At 64.7% G+C, this 17,783-nt stretch carries 17 protein-coding genes and 1 tRNA gene; 2 read left to right on the forward strand and 16 right to left on the reverse strand.

Annotated elements, in window-relative coordinates:
• Positions 1-10: 10 nt before the first annotated feature.
• The 10 genes from Q8S60_RS09750 to Q8S60_RS09795 all read right to left on the reverse strand — a co-directional run bounded on the left by Q8S60_RS09750 (position 11) and on the right by Q8S60_RS09795 (position 9,583).
• A complete protein-coding gene (locus tag Q8S60_RS09750) occupies positions 11-823 on the reverse strand; it encodes an SDR family oxidoreductase (RefSeq protein WP_305277804.1) in 813 nt (270 codons plus the stop codon).
• Positions 824-839: 16 nt separating this feature from the next.
• Positions 840-1,895 carry an alpha-ketoacid dehydrogenase subunit beta gene (locus tag Q8S60_RS09755; protein ID WP_305277806.1) on the reverse strand — a complete coding sequence of 352 codons (1,056 nt, stop codon included), beginning with the start codon at positions 1,893-1,895 and terminating at the stop codon, positions 840-842.
• 8 nt (positions 1,896-1,903) lie between these two features.
• Positions 1,904-2,914 (reverse strand): thiamine pyrophosphate-dependent dehydrogenase E1 component subunit alpha, encoded by a 1,011-nt coding sequence (locus Q8S60_RS09760; protein ID WP_305277807.1) that lies wholly within the window; start codon positions 2,912-2,914, stop codon positions 1,904-1,906.
• Complete coding sequence (locus tag Q8S60_RS09765) at positions 2,911-3,630, reverse strand: nucleotidyltransferase family protein (RefSeq protein WP_305277808.1); 720 nt, start codon at positions 3,628-3,630, stop codon at positions 2,911-2,913. The genes Q8S60_RS09760 and Q8S60_RS09765 overlap by 4 nt, the downstream gene beginning before the upstream one ends.
• Positions 3,627-5,111: a PfkB family carbohydrate kinase gene (locus tag Q8S60_RS09770; protein ID WP_305277809.1), complete on the reverse strand. Its 1,485-nt coding sequence runs from the start codon at positions 5,109-5,111 to the stop codon at positions 3,627-3,629. Before Q8S60_RS09770 ends, Q8S60_RS09765 begins: the two co-directional genes overlap by 4 nt.
• 4 nt (positions 5,112-5,115) lie before the next feature.
• Positions 5,116-6,156, reverse strand: coding sequence for a zinc-binding dehydrogenase (locus tag Q8S60_RS09775; RefSeq protein ID WP_305277810.1), 1,041 nt, complete (start codon positions 6,154-6,156; stop codon positions 5,116-5,118).
• Between the two features lie 240 nt (positions 6,157-6,396).
• A complete protein-coding gene (locus Q8S60_RS09780; protein ID WP_305277812.1) occupies positions 6,397-7,056 on the reverse strand; it encodes a class I SAM-dependent methyltransferase in 660 nt (219 codons plus the stop codon).
• Positions 7,057-7,065: 9 nt separating this feature from the next.
• Positions 7,066-8,058 (reverse strand): GDP-mannose 4,6-dehydratase, encoded by a 993-nt coding sequence (locus Q8S60_RS09785; protein ID WP_305277814.1) that lies wholly within the window; start codon positions 8,056-8,058, stop codon positions 7,066-7,068.
• Positions 8,055-8,648: an SIS domain-containing protein gene (locus Q8S60_RS09790; RefSeq protein WP_305277816.1), complete on the reverse strand. Its 594-nt coding sequence runs from the start codon at positions 8,646-8,648 to the stop codon at positions 8,055-8,057. The genes Q8S60_RS09785 and Q8S60_RS09790 overlap by 4 nt, the downstream gene beginning before the upstream one ends.
• Complete coding sequence (locus tag Q8S60_RS09795; RefSeq protein ID WP_305277817.1) at positions 8,645-9,583, reverse strand: NAD(P)-dependent oxidoreductase; 939 nt, start codon at positions 9,581-9,583, stop codon at positions 8,645-8,647. Before Q8S60_RS09795 ends, Q8S60_RS09790 begins: the two co-directional genes overlap by 4 nt.
• 128 nt (positions 9,584-9,711) lie before the next feature.
• On the opposite strand from Q8S60_RS09795, the gene Q8S60_RS09800 reads away from it, so the two are divergent.
• Entirely contained in the window at positions 9,712-11,001 is a 1,290-nt protein-coding gene (locus Q8S60_RS09800; protein ID WP_305277820.1) for a TIGR04372 family glycosyltransferase, read from the forward strand.
• Positions 11,002-11,005: 4 nt separating this feature from the next.
• Here Q8S60_RS09800 and Q8S60_RS09805 read toward each other — a convergent pair.
• A tRNA-Lys gene (locus Q8S60_RS09805) sits at positions 11,006-11,080 on the reverse strand.
• Positions 11,081-11,333: 253 nt separating this feature from the next.
• Here Q8S60_RS09805 and Q8S60_RS09810 point away from each other — a divergent pair.
• Positions 11,334-13,880 carry a membrane-bound PQQ-dependent dehydrogenase, glucose/quinate/shikimate family gene (locus Q8S60_RS09810; protein ID WP_305277822.1) on the forward strand — a complete coding sequence of 849 codons (2,547 nt, stop codon included), beginning with the start codon at positions 11,334-11,336 and terminating at the stop codon, positions 13,878-13,880.
• Positions 13,881-13,883: 3 nt separating this feature from the next.
• On the opposite strand, the gene tgt is transcribed toward Q8S60_RS09810, so the two are convergent.
• The 5 genes from tgt to coaD all read right to left on the reverse strand — a co-directional run bounded on the left by tgt (position 13,884) and on the right by coaD (position 17,782).
• Positions 13,884-15,023 carry a tRNA guanosine(34) transglycosylase Tgt gene (tgt, locus tag Q8S60_RS09815; protein WP_305277824.1) on the reverse strand — a complete coding sequence of 380 codons (1,140 nt, stop codon included), beginning with the start codon at positions 15,021-15,023 and terminating at the stop codon, positions 13,884-13,886.
• Positions 15,020-16,072: a tRNA preQ1(34) S-adenosylmethionine ribosyltransferase-isomerase QueA gene (gene queA / locus Q8S60_RS09820; protein ID WP_305277827.1), complete on the reverse strand. Its 1,053-nt coding sequence runs from the start codon at positions 16,070-16,072 to the stop codon at positions 15,020-15,022. Before queA ends, tgt begins: the two co-directional genes overlap by 4 nt.
• Positions 16,073-16,190: 118 nt before the next feature.
• On the reverse strand, positions 16,191-16,664 hold the full coding sequence (locus tag Q8S60_RS09825) for a peptidylprolyl isomerase (protein WP_305277829.1): 474 nt from the start codon (positions 16,662-16,664) through the stop codon (positions 16,191-16,193).
• 21 nt (positions 16,665-16,685) lie between these two features.
• Complete coding sequence (locus Q8S60_RS09830; RefSeq protein WP_370867306.1) at positions 16,686-17,207, reverse strand: peptidylprolyl isomerase; 522 nt, start codon at positions 17,205-17,207, stop codon at positions 16,686-16,688.
• A 62-nt stretch (positions 17,208-17,269) separates the two neighbouring features.
• Positions 17,270-17,782, reverse strand: coding sequence for a pantetheine-phosphate adenylyltransferase (coaD, locus tag Q8S60_RS09835; RefSeq protein WP_305277833.1), 513 nt, complete (start codon positions 17,780-17,782; stop codon positions 17,270-17,272).
• Between the last annotated feature and the right edge of the window lies 1 nt (position 17,783).

A 17,783-nucleotide genomic window follows, 5' to 3' on the forward strand; every position in this document is an offset into this window, starting at 1 on the left:
TTCCTCCGGCCTAGTCGGCCGCGCGGCGGCGAAGGCGAAAATAATCGGGATGCCCGGCGAGGCGCGCGGCCAGATCCCGCCCGCCGTCGCGCCATGCGTCGTGGACGGTGGAGAAATTGCGGCCCCCCGCAACCTCCCGCCCCTGCATCATGCACCAGTTCATGTGGGAATATATCTCGTCGAGACTCGTTCCGCTCTCGCCCCTGTCGAGAAAATCCTTCGTCTTGCCGAGCGCGTCGCCCGCCGCCGCGCCCGCCCGCAGCGTTTCGTCGTGGATGCGGGTGCGGACATAGCCCGGTCCGACGATGAAGATGTTCGCGTCTTCCGTCTCGTCGTCGATCAGCTCGCACATCTTGATGAGGGCGATCTTGGACATGCAGTAGGCGGAATAATTCGTGAACGGATTGTTGGTGCCGCCGCCCGCCATCAGCATGATGTGGGGACGGGGCGCGCGGTGCGTCCAGAGCCCGTGCAGGACGCGGAGCTGCGCCGTCGAATTGACGGTGACGGAGCGCTCCCACAGGTCGAAGTCGAGATCGAAAAAGGGCCCGATCGGCTCCATCGTGCCGGCGCTGGAGACGAAGAGGGACCATTTGTCGCCCGCCGCCGCGAAATCGCGAACGGCGGCGGCAATGCTTGCGGGCGAGGCGAGATCGCAGGCGATGAAACGGAAAGCGGGATGGGAGGCGAGAGACGCGACGCGGGCAGCTTCGCGGCCCGCACCCGCGACGCGCCAGCCATCGGCAAGCAGCCGCTCGCAAAGGCCGAGACCGATATCCGCCGTGGCCCCGAGAACGAACGCCGTTTTGTTTTCTGCGGTCATGCGGGCTCGGCGTTCTCTAGTAGGGACCGGTGAAGCTCGGGTCGGGCGTGTCTTTCCAGCGGCGATCGGCGGCGGGTTTCGGCAGTTGCGCGGACGAACCGAGCGTGTCGAGCGCGGCCTGCGCGATGTCGGTCGCGTCCGGATAGAAAAGATCGGCGAGCGCGGGCGTGGTCGGCGTCGGGATATGCGGCAGGGCGACCGACTGCGGCGCGGCCTTGAGATAAGGGAAGGCGCGCTTCATCGCGACCGCCATGACCTCCGCCACGACGCCGTAGCTCGCCTGGCCTGTGTCGGCGACAACCAGATGACCCGTCTTCGCGAGCGAGGCGGCGAGCGTGTCGCCGTCGATGGGGGTCAGGCAGCGGAGATCGATCACCTCCGCCGAGACGCCGGCAGCCGCGAGAAGGTCCGCCGCGCGCAAGGCTTCGATGGTCATGTGCGAGGTGGCGGCGATGGTGACGTCGCTGCCCTGGTGCAGAACTTCCGCGCCTTCGAGCGGCGAGGTGTAGAGCCCTTCGGGCACGGGGCCTTCGAGATTGTAGAGCCAGCGGTGCTCGAGAAAGATCACCGGCGCGTCGTCGCGCACGGCCGCGATCAGCATGCCCTTGGCGTCGTAGGGCCGCGTCGGCATGACGACCTTGAGGCCCGGCACATGCGCGAACCAGGATTGCAGCGACTGCGAATGCTGCGGCCCCTGCCCCCAGCCTCGCCCGATGATCATGCGGATGGTCAAGGGCGCGCGCATGACGCCGCCATACATGTAATGCCACTTCGCGGCCTGGTTGACGACCGGCTCCATGGAGAGGAGCGCGAAGTCGACGCGCATATGGACGAGGATCGGGCGCTTGCCCTGAATGGCCGCACCGAGCGCGATGCCGGTCATGGCGTTTTCGGAGGACGGCGTGTCGATGACGCGCTCGGGCCCGAATTCTTCCTGCAGTCCTTTCGTGGTGCCGAAAATGCCGGTCGGTCCCGGCACGCCGAGACCCGCGACGAGCACGTTCGGATCGTCGGCGAGAAGTTCGCGATGCGCTTCGTGCAGGGCTTCGAAATATTTGAGCTGGCGGACCATGCGTACCTTCAGACCGGAAAGACGTGCTCGGAAAGCTCGGCGGCTTCCGGATAGGGGCTCGCCTTGGCGAAGGCGACGGCGGCGGCGACTTCATCCCGCGCCTTTTTCATCAGGTCCGCTTCGGCGGCGGCACCAAGCTCGCCGGCGGCGGCGAGGCGGTCGCGGTAGATCGCGAGCGGATCGCGTATGCGCCAGTCCGCAAGCTCCTCCGCCGTGCGGTAGCCGAGCGGAATATCGTCGCCGGGGCCGCAATGCTCCATCCAGCGATAGGTCATGCATTCGATGAAGGACGGGCCCTCGCCGGCCCGCGCCCGCGCGACCGCTTCCGCCGCATGGGCATGGACGACATCGGCGTCGTTGCCGTCGCAGGTGACGGAGGGCATGCCATGCGCGGTGCCGAGCAGCGCGATGGGGCGGCCTTCGGGCTGGCGGATGTCCATCGCGGAATGAACGGAATAGAGATTGTTCTCGCAGACGAAGATGACGGGAAGCTTGTGGACGGAGGCGAAATTGAGTGCCTCATGGAAGGTGCCCTCCTCCGTCGCACCGTCGCCGAAATAGACGATGCTGACCTGATCGCGGCGGTCGAGCTTCGCGGCCCAGGCGCTGCCGACGCCGACGGAAATCGTGCTGGAGAGGATCGGCGCCGCGCCCATGAAACCGCAGGCGAGATCGACCAGATGCTGGCTGCCGCCCTTGCCGCGCGCGCAGCCCGTGACGCGGCCATAGAGTTCGGCGAACATCGCGTTCATGTCGCCGCCCTTGGCGAGATAATGGCCGTGGCTGCGATGGCCGCTGAAGACGAGATCGTCGCGCGAGAGAAGGACGGAGATGCCGGCCGCGACCGCTTCCTGGCCGATGCAGAGATGGGTCGGGCAGCGGATCTCGCCCTCGCCGTAAAGCGCGGCAATGGCCTCCTCGGCGAGGCGGACGCGGATCATGCTTTCGAGGACGGCAAGGCGCGTCTTCGCGTCCGGAAGGACGGCGGCCGCGCGGATGTCTTTCTGCTGCGTCGTCATTCGCCCGCTCCTGCCGCCCGCGGCCATTCCCGGTTCGCCAGCGCAAGCGCCTCGGGCGAGCCGATGTCCCTGTGATACCCCTCGATAGGGAATGTATATATGCGACCGGCGAGCCTTGGAATGATTTCGGTGCTGAAATCGACCACGGGCTTGCCAAGCGCGGCGGCGATATCGATCACATCAGGTTCCAGAATATAGACGGCGGCATTGGCGAGCCGGCCCGGCGGATTGGCCACTTTCTCGTGAAAGGCGGTCACGAGGCCCTCGCCGTCGCATTCGACGATACCGCAGCTTTGCGGGCTGTCGGTCTCGAACAGGGCCATGGTCATCAGGGCGGCCCGGGGGCGGCGCGCATGGGCCCGCTGGAAGGCCGCGATGTCGATATCGGTGAGATTGTCGGCATGGGCCATCAGCACGGCGCCCGTGCCCAGATGCTGACGGACATTGAGGAGCGTGCCGCCGGTGCCGAGAAGCTCTTCCTCATGGACGAGGGTAACCCTGTCGCGCCACGGGCTGGCGGCGACGAAGGCCTCGACCTGTTCCGCGAGGTAATGCGTATTGACGACGGCATGCTCGACGGCATTGCCGGAGAACAGCCGGTCGAGCCAGAGGCCGAGAAGCGGCCGCCCGCCGATCGGCACCAGGCATTTCGGGATCGTGTCGGTGACGGGCCGGAGCCGCGTGCCGCGCCCGGCGGCGAGAAGAAGCGCCCTCACAACCCGCCTCCGCCATTGGCGGCCGAAAGCCGGCCGAGAACGACGTCGCGCGTCAGCGGCGTGTTGCCGATGCGCGAGACCTGGCAGGCGGCGGAGACCGCGCCGAGAAGGCTGCTGCACCAGATGTCGCCGCCGGCCGCGAGCGCGAGCGAGGTGAGGCAGAAGAGCGAGTCGCCCGCCCCCGCCACATCCTTCGGAAACCGGTTGAGCGCCGGCAGGCGGTCGGTCACAAGGCCGCCATCGTGTTCGGCGCGGATCAGCAAGCCGTCGCCGCCAAGCGTGACGATGACGTTTTTCGCGTTGGCCGCCTCATGCAGGATTTCGCTGATGACGACGAGGCTCGACGTCTGGTCCTTGAGCGCCATGCGCGCTTCAAGCTCCGTCGGCGTGATGAGGTGCATGTTCCTGAAGCGCGAGATGTCGGAGAGCTGCGAGGAGGCCTGGCTGTCGGCGGCCATCATCACGCCGCGCGCGGCGGCAAGCTCGGTCAGCCGGGCGACGAAGGACGACGGCAGCGTGCCGTAATTGAAGTCGGAAAAGAGGACGAGGGAGGTCTCGTCGAGACGCGGTTCGATTTCGGCCAGAAGCCGCGCCGCGATCTCTTCCGAGATGGCGTGCTGACGCAAACGGCTGACGCGAAGGAGGGTCTTGCCCGCCGCGCGGAACCGCTGCTTGACGGTGGTCGGACGGCTCTCGTCCTCGACCAGCACGCATTCGACCGCATAGTCGCCGAACATCTTGCTGGCATAGGCACCGGCTTCGTCCTCGCCGACGACACCCAGGAAGGTGACCTTCGCGCCGAGACCGCGCGCATGGGCCGCGACGATGCCCGCGCCGCCGAGGAACCGCTTTTCGCTGATCGGCGTCACCACGATGGTCGGGTCTTCCTGCGACATGCCGAGCGGATCGCAATCGATATATTCGTCGACGATGATGTCGCCGACCACGATGACGTTGACCTTCTCGACCGCGCGGGCGAGATCGCCGAGTGCCTGAACGCTGATCCCGTGACGCCGCATGTAGTCGCGCGGCAGGATGTCGTGCGCGGCGCCCTGCACTTCATCCGATTCGTCGAGCGGCGACATGGACGACTGAAGCATTTCGCCGGAACTGAAGATGAGCTTGCCGCCATATTGCGCGACGGCGGCGCGCTCCGGATTGTGCTGCTTCTCGTGTTCCTTTCCCTTGACGACGATGTCGGGCTTGAGCGCGGCGATCACATCCTCGATAGGATCGGCGATCTCGAAGGCATGCGTCACATTCTTGTTCGACATGACGCCTTCGAGACGCAGTTCCGCCGCAACGGAAACGCCCTCGGCAGAATCCGGGAGCACGCCGACGACGAGAATGTCGCCCAGCTCGGCGGCGAAGCGCAGCAGACGGGTATGCCCCGGATGCAGCACATTGAATATGCCCGACACGAAGGCGACGGTGGCGCCCTCGCCAAGCTTTCCTCTCAGATGTGCGATCGGATCTTTCACGGTGTCAGACATCCGGATTGATTTCGACGACGGGACGGACCACCCGGCCCTGCTCCAGATCGTCGAGCGCGTCGTTGATGCGGTCCAGGCTGTAGCGGCGGGAGACCAGACGCTCCAGCGGCAGCTTGCCGGACCTGTAGAGCGCCGCGAAGGCGGGAATGTCGCGGTCGATATCCGAACCGCCGCCCCAGCTTCCGCGTATCTGCTTGCCGCTGATGAGGGCGTGGGGATCGAGCGCGATCTTGTCGCCGGTCGCGGGATGAGAGGCGAAAATGGTGATGCCCGTGCGATGCGTCGCCTCGAAGGCCTGTTCGATGACGCGGGCGACACCCGAGGCATCCACCGAATAGTCGACGCCAGCGCCGCCGGTTTCCTGCCGGATGGCCGCGACGGGATCGGCGGTGCGCGCATTGACGGTGACGTGAGCGCCGAGCGAGGCGGCAAGCGCCAGCTTCTCGTCCGACACGTCGACCGCGATTACCTTCGCGAAATCGTGCATGGCGCAAGCCATGAGCGCGCACATGCCGATGCCGCCGACGCCGAACACGGCGATCGTCGTGCCTGGGCGCGGCTGAAGCTCGTGCAGCACGAGACCGGCTCCCGTCGGCATGGCGCAGCCGAACAGCACGGCGACATCGAGCGGCACCCCTTCCGGCAGGAGCGTGACGCGGTTTTCGGAGACAATGGTCTCGTCGCTGAAGGTGGTGACGCCGCCTGCATTGATGAGTTCGTCGCCGTGAAGATACTGGCAGCCGCCGGCATCGGCACCTGTGCCCTTGATCCAGCTCAGCACGACGAGATCGCCCGGTTTTACCTTGGAGACGTCCTCGCCGACCCGCATGACACGACCCGTCGCTTCATGGCCGAGCATGTGTGGCAGCCAGTTGTCGGCGCCGCGGCGGCCGCGCGCTTCCATCACCTGGCTGTGGCAGACGCCGGTGAACGCGACGCGGACGAGCACCTGCGCGGGCTTCAGCGGCGGCACCGCTATCCCGTCGACAAGCGCCAGCGGCGCCCCCAGTTCTCTCAGCACAGCAGCCTTCATCTCAGGCCTTGTCTCCCCAACTGTCGGCTTCTTCCCTTCCACCCTCCCCCTGTGGGAGGGTCAAACCGCTGCAAGCGGTTTGGGGAGGGGTTACGACAGAAAGCACAAATAGAGTCGATAACGCGTTCATCGTGTTGTCGCGGCGTCCCCCTCCCAGAAAAATCCGTGCTTCGCTCGAATTTTTCGACCCTCCCACAGGGGGAGGGTATGACGAAGAAAGCTTGTAGCAAGCCGCATGGTTCACGGAATGAACCAGTAGTAGTCGCCGTCGTAACCGACCTCCTCGAAGAAGGTGACCCACTCATCGACCGACATGATCGTCTTCGCCGTCAGGTTCCATTTGAACATGCGGTCTTTTTCATTGTCGTCGCGGTAGGCATCAACCGTGATATAGGCGCCCTTGCGCGCGACGCGCGAGATTTCGCGCAGCGCGGTCGCGCAGTCGTCGCGGTCGAGATTGTGGACCGTGTTAATCGAGATGACGACATCGAAGCTGTTATCCTCGAAGGGCAGTTCGCGCGCATCGGCGACCTGCACATGCGGCCGCATGTCCTCGATGGCGTTTTCTATCGCATAGGCCGAGACGTCGACGCCCTTCACGGTGATGCCGGGAATGAGCTCCGCCATGTCGTGCATCATGAAGCCCTTGGCGCAGCCGACATCGAGCACGGAGCTTTTTTCCGTCAGCCCCCAATGGGACTGGAATGTCGGAATGACGGGCTGCCAGAAACGCGGCATGTAATTGAAGCCGCCATAACCGTGGCGCCGCTCGCCGTCGAAGAATTCCTTGCCGAAGCGCCGCGCAACGGCGCGATCCTCCTCGGTTTTCTCCTGTCCCCGCTCGTCGACATTACGCTTGGTGCGCGGATAATTGACGAGAAGATCGATTTCGCGACCCATGAACACTCCTCAGGGTTTGTGCTGGTAATGCTGCGGCGACGCCTTGAGCGCTTCGAGATGCGCCTTCACCCAGCCGATGGTCTGCTCGACACCTTCCTCGATGCCGATCCTGTCGGACCAGCCGAGTTCGCCGCGCAGCTTCGATGAGTCGAGCATGTAGGACTGGTCCTTGCCGAGACGTTCGCCGACGATCTCCACGCAATCCTCGAACTTCATGCCGAGGCGGGTGAGGACCAGCGCAACGAGATCGCGGATCGTGATCTGCTCGTTGGTCGAAATGTGATAGGTGGCGCCGGGCTCGCCGCGCTCCGCGATCATGCGCGTCGCCTCGGAAACGTCGTCGATGTGAATGAAGGAACGCGCCGAATGGCCGCCGCCGTGAAGCTGCAGCTTCTGGCCGGTAAGCGCGAAGAGGATGGTGCGCGGGATGATCCTGTAGAGCTGCTGGCCAGGCCCGTAGACATTCGCCGCGCGTGTGGAGACGACCGGAAATCCGTAAGCCTTGAAATAGGAGGCGAGGCTCATGTCGCCCGCCGCGCGCGACACGGCATAAGGCGTGCTCGGATTGAAGGCATGATCTTCCTTCACCCACCCGCCGGTGCTGCCATAGACTTCCGGCGTCGTGACGTGAACGTAGCGGTCGAGATAATCGAGGTGGCGCAGGCGTTCATGCAGGCGGACGGCGGAGACGACGTTGGTCATCATCCAGTGGTCGGGGTTCTGCCAGCTTTCCGCGACCATGCTCTGCGCCGCGAAATTCGCTATGACGGAGGGCTTCGTCTCCGCGAGAAGCGCGTCGAGCGCATCGAGATCCGTGTTGAGGTCGATCCGCTGGAACCGGAAACGGCCCGGCTGCTTTTTCCAGGCATAGGGACGGAAGGGCAACGCCACTTCCTCCGACCGGCTGACGCCGACGACGTCCTGCCCGCGCGCAAGCAAATGATCGACGAAGCTCGCACCTGAAAAGGAATTCGAGCCGATGACGAGAAAGGTGGAAGTCACGTCCGCACGTCCCCGACGTCGTTACGCCGCGAGAAGAGATACTGCAACACCATGTTGCAGACGATCATCTGCAGGTCTTCGGCGATCTGCATGTCGTCGATGTCGAAATGGATCGGATGATCGGCGAGCGCCTTGGCGCGGCCGCCGTCGAAGGCAAGGATGGCGAAGCTCTCGACGCCCATCCGCTTCGCCTCTTCGAGCACGGCAAGGATGTTCTTCGAATTGCCGCTGCCGGAAAAGACGATCAGAAGATCGCCGGGATTGGCGAGGACGGCAAGCTGCGCCGAGAAGACCTTGTCGTAGCCCTCGTCGTTCGCAAGGCATGTGAGCGTCGCCGCATTGGCGCTCAGCGCATGAACGCGAATGCCCGAGCCGATGATCTTCGAGACCGGATAGAGGAAATCGTTGGCGAGATGATTGGCATTGCCGGCGCTGCCGCCATTGCCCGCGAGAAAGACCTGCCGTTTCTCTTTCCAGCACGCCATCATCGCATCGGCAAGCGGCGTGATGCGGTTCCAGTCGGTGGCCTGGAGAACGCCGCCGAGACGGGTGGCGTAGCTTTCGAAAGTGTCGATGGCGGCGGCCATCATGCAACTCCCTTGAGCTGCATCCATTTGAGGTTGTGGAACTGCGGCTCGTTCTTCAGCTCGCCCGCATTATAGGCGGCGACGATTTCGGCAATCGCGTCGCGCACGGTCTTCTTCGGACGGAAGCCGGTGGCGAGAAGCCGGTCGGAATTCAGCCGGTAGGAGCGCGGGTCGTTCGATTCCGTCGTGACGATTTCCGACGGCACATATTCGGCGACCGTCATCGCGATATCCATGATCGACATGTTCTCGAAGCCGGCGTTGTAGACGCCCGTCACATGCGGATTGTCGAGCAGGAAGATGTAGAGATCGGTGATGTCGTCCATGTGGATGTTGGGCCGCGTCTGGTCGCCGCCGAACACCGTGATGCGCCGGTTCTCCAGCGCGTGCATGGTGAGAAGGTTGACCGACACGTCGAGCCGCATGCGCGGCGAGAGCCCGCAGACCGTCGCCGGACGCACGATCTGCACCGACATGTCGTCCGAATAGGAAAGCAGGATGCGCTCGGCACACATCTTCGTCTTGTTGTATTCGGAGATCGGCTTCAGCTCGAGGTCTTCGGTAACCTGGTCTTCGTCCTTGACGCCGTAGACGCTGCCCGACGACGCATAGATGAAACGGCCGACGCCCGCGCGCACCGCCTTGTCGGCGAGCCGCATCGTGGCGAGCGCGCTCACCTCCCAGGTGAGCTTCGGATTGAGGTCGCCGCAGGGATCGTTGGCGATGCTGGCGAGATGGATGATGGCGTCGTAGCCGGCGAGATCGATATTCTCGGTGTCGCGGACGTCGCCCTCGACAATGCGGAGCGCATCATGCTGCGGCAGGTAGTTGCCGAACCACAATGTATCGAGAGCCGTAACCGAATGTCCCTGCGCCAGCAGCTTGGGAACGAGGCACGTTCCCTTGTAGCCGCAGGCGCCCGTAACGAGAACTTTCACAATCCCACCCCGAATGCTCTTTCGCCCCTTGCGACTCTTTAGTATCAGCAGTTCACGAAAGCGGCAACACACCGTAGAATGCGTCAAATATCCAGATTATGAAAGCTGTCCGGATGCGGGATGTGCCGATGCGACGAGAGGGAACAACTGTACTCCCTCCCCATTCGGACAATATTAATGCGGTATATGCAGACCGGCAGGCGAAACCGAAACCGCCGACGCTTGCCCGCGGGCTGGGACGGGCTGCGGGCCGCGCCGGGCAGCGGCTGCTCGATCTGATTTATGCGCCCTTCGCCCTCCTGCTCCGGCTTGCCGGGTACCGCTTCGTCATCATATCGAATCCGGACCGGATCGGCCACCTGGCGGCGGAAGTCGACAACTATCTGAAACAGATCGAACTGGGCGAGATCGCGCCCGCCAGAGCTCTTCTCCTGCTCAAGCGGGGCAAGCTCGCCAACCGGGCCGTGCTCGAGATGTGGGAGCGACACATCACCGTCATATCCGGTGGATTTCTCCGCCCGCTTCTCAAACCCTTTCTCCGCTTTCCTTTCATAACGATGAAACTGGGCACCGCCGTGCTCGGCATCGACACGGCCGCCACCTATCAGACCACGTTGCGGCGCTGGCAGGGCCGCCCGCCGGTCGCGCGGCTGTCCGGCGAACTTGTCGCCCGCGCGCGCGCCGACCTCGCCCGCATGGGACTGCCGGAAAATGCCTGGTATGTCTGCATCCATTCGCGCGAAGGCGGCTACTCGCCGCGCGACGAACACGTCCACGAATACCGCAACAGCGACATCGAGACCTGCACGCTCGCCATGGACGAGATCCTGGCGCGGGGCGGCTACTGCCTTCGCATGGGCGATACGACGATGGCGAAGCTGGCGCCGAAACCGGGCGTCATCGACTATGCGACGTCGGCGTTCAAGAGCGACTATCTCGATCTCTATCTCTGCGCGAATACCCGTTTCTTTCTCGGCAATACTTCCGGGCTTTGCATCCTTTCGACGATCTTCAACCGGCCGTCGGTGCTGGTGAACATGATTCCCCACGGCGCCTGTTACAGCTCCGCCCCGGGCGACATCTCCATTCCCAAAAAGCTGTGCGACACGGAAAGAAAGCTGCTGCATTTCCCCGATATATTCGCGAGTGCCGCCGCGAGCTTCCGGCATGCCGGGCTCTATCGCGAGCACGGCATCGGCATCGTCGACAATACGCCGGAGGAAATCCGCGACGCAGCGGCCGAGATGCTGGACCGGCTCGACGGGACATTCACCGCGACGGCGGAGGACGAGGCGAGGCAGGAACGTTTCCGGGGATTTCTGCAGCCGCACCATTATTGCTACGGCGCAACATCGCGGATCGGCCGCGACTTCCTGCGGCAGCACGCGGCGTTGCTGGAACCGTCCGGCGACCGCTGAAAAGTGGTGAGCCCTGATGGGATCGAACCATCGACCTACTGATTAAAAGTCAGCCGCTCTACCGCTGAGCTAAGGGCCCGCCGGAAAGGCGGAAAACGCGACCGCCTCTCGAAAGGTGGGCGGAACTTAAGGGGCGCGTCCCATGGGGTCAACAGCGGATGGCGCCCGGGCCAAGTCCTTTTGTCGCCTCGTCTTTTCAGTTCCGTTGAATTTGCCGCGCCCATGCCGGAGCGAATCCCCCGCACAGCGGAGCGGCAGCCCGCCGACCATGGAACCCATTGAGCCGCCCAACCGTTCGAAAGAGAGACCTTCTGGACGCATGGGGGAGCTTCATGACGGAGACACAGCGGACCGGCCGCCCGCAGACCGACTGGTGGATCCCCGAAAAACCCCGGCGCGGCATCGGCTGGTGGTGGAGCGGCGTCATCGGCGCCGTGATCACGCTGACGGGACTTCTGCTCGCAGGGGGCGGCATCTGGCTCCTCGCACTGGGCGGCTCCTGGTACTACGCCATCGTCGGGATCGCACTCGTAGCCGCGGGCATCCTGATGATGTTCCACGACATGGCGGGGCTCTGGATCTACCTCGCGGCCTGGGTTTTCACCCTCGCCTGGGCCTGGTGGGAAGCGGGTATGGATGTCTGGGCGCAGGTGCCGCGCCTCGTCGCACCGACCGTGCTGCTCCTGCTGGTGCTGAGTGCGATACCGGGCCTGCGCCGCCCCCCGATCGAACGGCGCTATCCCCCCGGCGCGGTGCTCGGCGTTCTTGTGCTGCTGGGTCTCGGCGGCGCGCTGCTGCTGCGCGACGTGGCCCCGCCCGCGTTCGCGAATGGCGGCGAAAAGCGCGAAAGCATGGCGCCGGTGCCGGACGGAGAGAGCGGAGACGAAAACATCGACATGCCGCCCGAAGTGACCCCCGCACCGACCACGGCGGTGGATCAGGGTCGCATCCTCACCGCCGGGGCCGACTGGCCGGTCTATGGTGGCTCCAACCTCGCAACGCGTCACTCGCCGCTGAAGCAGATCACGCCGAAGAATGTCTCGCGGCTGCAGGAGGTCTGGCGCGTCCGCACGGGCGACATGCCGAGCGAGACGGCAAAAGGCGAATACTCGCCGGAAAACACGCCGCTCAAGATCGGCAGCCGGCTCTATCTCTGCACGGCCAAGAACATCATGATCGCCCTCGACGCGGCGACGGGCGAGGAAATCTGGCGCCACGACCCGGAGGTGTCCGATGCGGCCATCCCCTATGGCGCGACCTGCCGGGGCGTCGCCTATCACGAGGTACCGCAGGCGGCGGCGGGCGAGACCTGCGCCGCGCGCGTCATGGAGGCGACGCTGGACGCGCGTCTTATCGCCGTCGATGCCGAGACGGGCGCGCCCTGCCCCGGCTTTGGCGAGAACGGTACGGTCGATCTCAACGAAGGCATCGGAGAGACGGTGCCCGGCTGGTATTCGGTGACGTCGCCGCCAACCATCGTGCGCGGCATCGCCGTCGTCGGCTCGCAGGTGAAGGACGGACAGGCCGAAGATGCGCCCTCGGGCGTCATCCGCGGCTATGACGCGGTGACGGGCGAACTCGCCTGGGCCTGGGACATGGGCCGGCCGGACCGCAAAGGCGCGCCGCCCGAAGGGGAGACCTATACACGCGGCACGCCCAACATGTGGACGATCGCCGCCAGCGACAGCGCGCTCGGTCTCGTCTACCTGCCGATGGGCAATTCCTCCATCGACTACTGGGGCGGCAACCGCGCCGACTACGAAAACGAATACAGCACCTCGCTCGTAGCGCTGGACGTGACGACGGGCGACGTCGCCTGGCATTTTCAGACGGTTCACTACGACATCTGGGACTACGATCTCGGTTCGCAGCCGACGCTGATCGATCTGCCTACGGAAGATGGAGCGGTGCCCGCGCTGATCCTGTCGAGCAAGCAGGGACCAATCTATGTGCTGAACCGCGAGACGGGCGAGCCGCTCTTTCCGGTGGAGGAGCGGCCGGTGCCGACCGGCGGCGTCGAGCCCGAGAACCTGTCGCCGACGCAACCCTATTCAAGCTATGCGACGCTGAGCAAGGAGAGGCTCACCGAAAGCGACATGTGGGGCATGACGCCGCTGGACCAGCTCTGGTGCCGCATCGAATTTCGTCGCGCGTCCTACAAGGGCGAATACACGCCGCCGACCGCCGACCGGCGCTATATCCAGTATCCGGGCTATAATGGCGGCTCGGACTGGGGCAGCGTTGCCGTCGACAGGGAACGCGGCATCCTGATCGCGAACTATAACGACATGCCGAATTTCAACCGCCTGATCCCGCGCGCGGAAGCAGACGCGATGGGCCTGAAGCCGATCAACGAAGGCGGCGGCGAGGAAGGCGAAAAGGGAACCAGCAGCCGCCGCACGGAAGGCGAAGGCGACGCGCAGGCGGGCGCACCCTACGCGATCCACGTCAATGCCGGCTGGCGGATGCCGACGGGCCTTCTGTGCAAGAAGCCGCCTTATGGCCATATCCGCGCCATCGAACTTGCAACCGGCAAGACGATCTGGGACCGGCCGTTCGGCAGCGCCGAGAACAACGGCCCCTTCGGCATTCCGACGCGGCTGCCCTTCACCATCGGAACGCCGAACAATGGCGGCCCGCTGCTGACGGCGGGCGGGCTGATCTTCATCGCCGCGACGACGGACGACAAGTTCCGCGCCATCGACATCGCGACGGGCGAGACGCTGTGGGAGACGGGCTTGCCGGCGGGCGGGCAGACGACGCCGATCACGTATGAGGTCGACGGAAGGCAATACGTCGTCATCGCGCCGGGCGGGCATCACTTCATGGAAACGAAGATCGGCGACTACGTGATCGCCTATGCGCTGCCGAAAGAGTGAGGCTCAGACGGGCTCGACGTCCCCGCCCGCCTGCGCGGCCTTGAAGTCGGCCACGAAGGCCTCGAAGCGGTGGTCCGCGATGGCGGCGCGCATATCGGCCATGAGGGACTGGTAGTAATGGACGTTGATCCAGCTCACCAGCATTGAGCCGAGCATTTCGCCCGACTTGATGAGGTGATGGAGATAGGCGCGGGAATAATCGCGCGCGGCGGGACAGGTGCTGGTCTCGTCGAGGGGGCGCTTGTCGGCGGCGTGGCGCGCATTCTTCAGGTTCACCTTGCCGCGCGAGGTGAAGGCGAGGCCGTGGCGTCCGTTCCGCGTCGGCATCACGCAGTCGAACATGTCGACGCCGCGCGCAACGGACTCCACGAGATCGTCCGGCGTGCCGACGCCCATGAGATAGCGGGGCTTGTCTTCCGGGAGCGCGGGCGTCGTGAAATCGAGGACGCGGAGCATTTCCGCTTGGCCCTCGCCGACCGCGAGGCCACCGACCGAATAGCCGTCGAAACCGATTTCCTGGAGGCCGGCGGCGGAGGCCTTCCGCAAGGGCTCGTAGACGCTGCCCTGCACGATGCCGAAAAGGGCCATGCCCTCGGTGCGGTGCGTCTGCGCCTCGAACGCCGATTTGGAACGCGCGGCCCAGCGGAGCGAGAGCTCCATCGACTTCTTCGCTTCCTCTTCCGTCGCCGGAAAGGGCGTGCATTCGTCGAGCTGCATCTGGATGTCGGAGCCGAGCAGGCACTGGATTTCGATCGACCGCTCGGGCGAGAGGAGATGGCGCGAGCCGTCGAGATGCGACTGGAAGGTGACGCCCTCCTCCGTCATCTTGCGGAGCTTGGAGAGCGACATGACCTGGAAGCCGCCGCTATCGGTGAGGATCGGATGCGGCCAGTTCATGAAGGAGTGGAGGCCGCCCAGCGCCGCAATCTCCTCCGCGCCGGGGCGGAGCATCAGATGATAGGTATTGCCGAGCACGATGTCGGCACCCGTGGCGCGGACCTGTTCCGGATAAAGCGCCTTGACGGTGGCGGCGGTGCCGACCGGCATGAAGGCGGGCGTGCGGATCTGGCCGCGCGGCGTATCGATGGCGCCGGTACGGGCGCGGCCGTCGGTGGCGGCGAGGGTGAAAGTGAACTTGCTCATGTGGCGCCATATATCAGGCAGGCGTCGCCATAGGAATAGAAGCGGTATTTTTCCGCGACCGCATGGGCATAGGCACGCTTCATCTCCTCCGTCGACCGGAGCGCCGAGACGAGCATGAAAAGCGTCGAGCGCGGCAGATGGAAATTGGTCATGAGGACATCCACGGCGCGGAAACGGTAGCCCGGCGTGATGAAGATGTCCGTCTCGCCGCGAAAGGGACGGACGGTGCCCGCCTCGTCCGCCGCGCTTTCAAGGAGGCGGAGCGAGGTCGTGCCGACAGCGACGATACGGCCGCCCTTCGCTCGCGCCTCATTGATGGCGGCGGCTTCCGCTTCCGTGATCTCGCCGCGTTCGGCGTGCATTTTATGGGCGTCCGTGTCCTCCGCCGTCACCGGCAGGAATGTGCCCGCGCCGACATGAAGCGTGAGGCGGACGGTCGAGACGCCGCGCGCCGCAATGGCGGCCATGAGCGCGGGCGTGAAATGGAGGCCGGCAGTGGGCGCGGCGACGGCGCCCGGTTCATCGGCATGGAGGGTCTGATAGTCGGCGAGGTCTTCATCGTCCGCCGCGCGCTTGCGGGCGATATAGGGCGGCAGCGGCATTTCGCCCGCTTCCGCAATGGCGGCATCGAGCTTGGGCCCGGAGAGCGAGAAGCGAAGCCCCGCCTCGCCGCCCTCGCCTTTTTCCTCGACGGCGGCGGAGAGACCGCCCGGGAAGTCTATCGTCTCGCCGATGCCGAGTTTTTTCGCCGGGCGGAGAAAGGCGCGCCATTCATCGGCGCTTTCGCGCTTGTGAAGCATGACTTCGATGCGGGCCGTGGCTTCGCCGCGCCGCCTGGTGCCGAAGAGGCGCGCGGGGATCACTTTCGTGTCGTTGAAGACGAGGACGTCGCCTTCGCAGAGATGGGACGGCAGATCGCTCACGGACCGATCCGCGAGCGCGTTCGTCTCCGGGCCGATGACGAGCATGCGGGCGCTGTCGCGCGGCCTTGCGGGCCTGAGCGCGATCAGCTCCTCCGGCAGATCGAAATCGAAATCCGAGACGCGCATGGGTCTTCCGTTCAACGTCATTGCGAGCGAAGCGAAGCAATCCAGGAACGGCAAACGCTGTGCAAGCGGCTCCTGGATTGCTTCGTCGCTGCGCTCCTCGCAATGACGAGGCTTATTGTTACGCCGCGTCGGCCGCGACGCGCATGGAGACGATGCGGTCGGGGTCGCGCACGGGTTCGCCGCGCTTCAGCTTGTCGACGGCGTCCATGCCGGAGATGACCTTGCCCCAGACCGTGTACTGGTTGTCGAGGAAACGCGTGTCGCCGAAGCAGATGAAGAACTGGCAGTCGGCGCTGTTCGGGTCCTGCGTGCGAGCCATCGAGCAGATGCCGCGCACATGCGGCTCCTTCGAGAACTCGGCCGGGATCTTTTTGCCAGACCCGCCGGAGCCGGTGCCCGTCGGATCGCCGCCCTGCGCCATGAAACCATCGATGACGCGGTGGAAGGCGACGCCATTGTAGAAGCCTTCGCGCGCCAGTTCCTTGATCCGCGCGACATGCTTCGGCGCGAGATCCGGGCGCATTTCGATCACGACTTCGCCATGGGGAATTTCCATGATGAGCGTGTTCTCGGGATCCTTGATATCGGTCATTTAATTCGGTCCTCGTTTAACTTACTGGGCGTCGGCCGCGACCTGCATCTTCACGATCTTGTCGGGATTTGCCGGCGGCTCGCCGCGCTTGATGTTGTCGACGAATTCCATGCCTTCGACGACGCGGCCGAAGAGCGTGTAGTCTCCGTCGAGAAAGCTGGCATCCTCGAAAACGATGAAGAACTGACTGTTGGCGCTGTTCGGGCTCTGCGAGCGTGCCATGCCGAGCGTGCCGCGCTGGAAGCTCTCGCTGCGGGAGAATTCGGCGCGGAGATCGGGAAGCATCGAACCGCCCATGCCGGTGCCCGTCGGGTCGCCCGTCTGCGCCATGAAACCGCTGATGACGCGGTGGAAGACGATGCCGTCATAGAAGCCTTCGCGCGCGAGCGTCTTGATGCGCTCGACATGACGCGGTGCGAGGTCGGGCAGAAGTTCGATGACGACGCGGCCATCCTTCAGGTCGAGATAGATGGTGTTTTCGAGATCGGCGGCGGAAGCCCGTCCCGGCAATCCGGCCATGCCGGCGGCGAGCACAAGCGCCATGATTATATGTGTCAGTCTCGCCATGAAAAAACTCCTGTCAGCGAGTTGCGAGGGGCCGCCTCTCAGCGGCTCTTCTTCTGTTCGGCGACGCGCGCCAGCACCTTGTCTTTCACATGCGGCGGCACGAAGGGTGAAATGTCGCCATCCATGGCCGCGATCTGGCGCACCAGCGTGGAAGAGATGAACTGCGTCTCCGGCGAGGCGGCCAGGAAGACCGTCTCGACATGCGGGTTCATGACGCGGTTCATGCCGACCATCTGCGTCTCGTACTCGAAATCGACGGCACCGCGCAATCCGCGAACGATGACGGTCGCGCCATGCTCGTCCGCCGCGTTGACGACGAGGCCGGAAAAGGAGGCGGTCGAGATTTTCGAGCCGAGTTCCTTCGCAATCGGCCCTGCCTCCTGCTCGATGAGCTGGAACCGCTCTTCAAGCGTCAGCAGCGGCGTCTTGGTGGCGTTGACGCCGATGGCGACGATCAGATGATCGACGAGCTTTAGGCCCCGGCGGATGATGTCGAGGTGCCCGTTGGTCATCGGATCGAAGGTGCCGGGATAGAGCCCGATGCGCGCCATG

It is taken from the genome of Parvibaculum sp., assembly GCF_030694575.1.
Taxonomy (GTDB): domain Bacteria; phylum Pseudomonadota; class Alphaproteobacteria; order Parvibaculales; family Parvibaculaceae; genus Parvibaculum.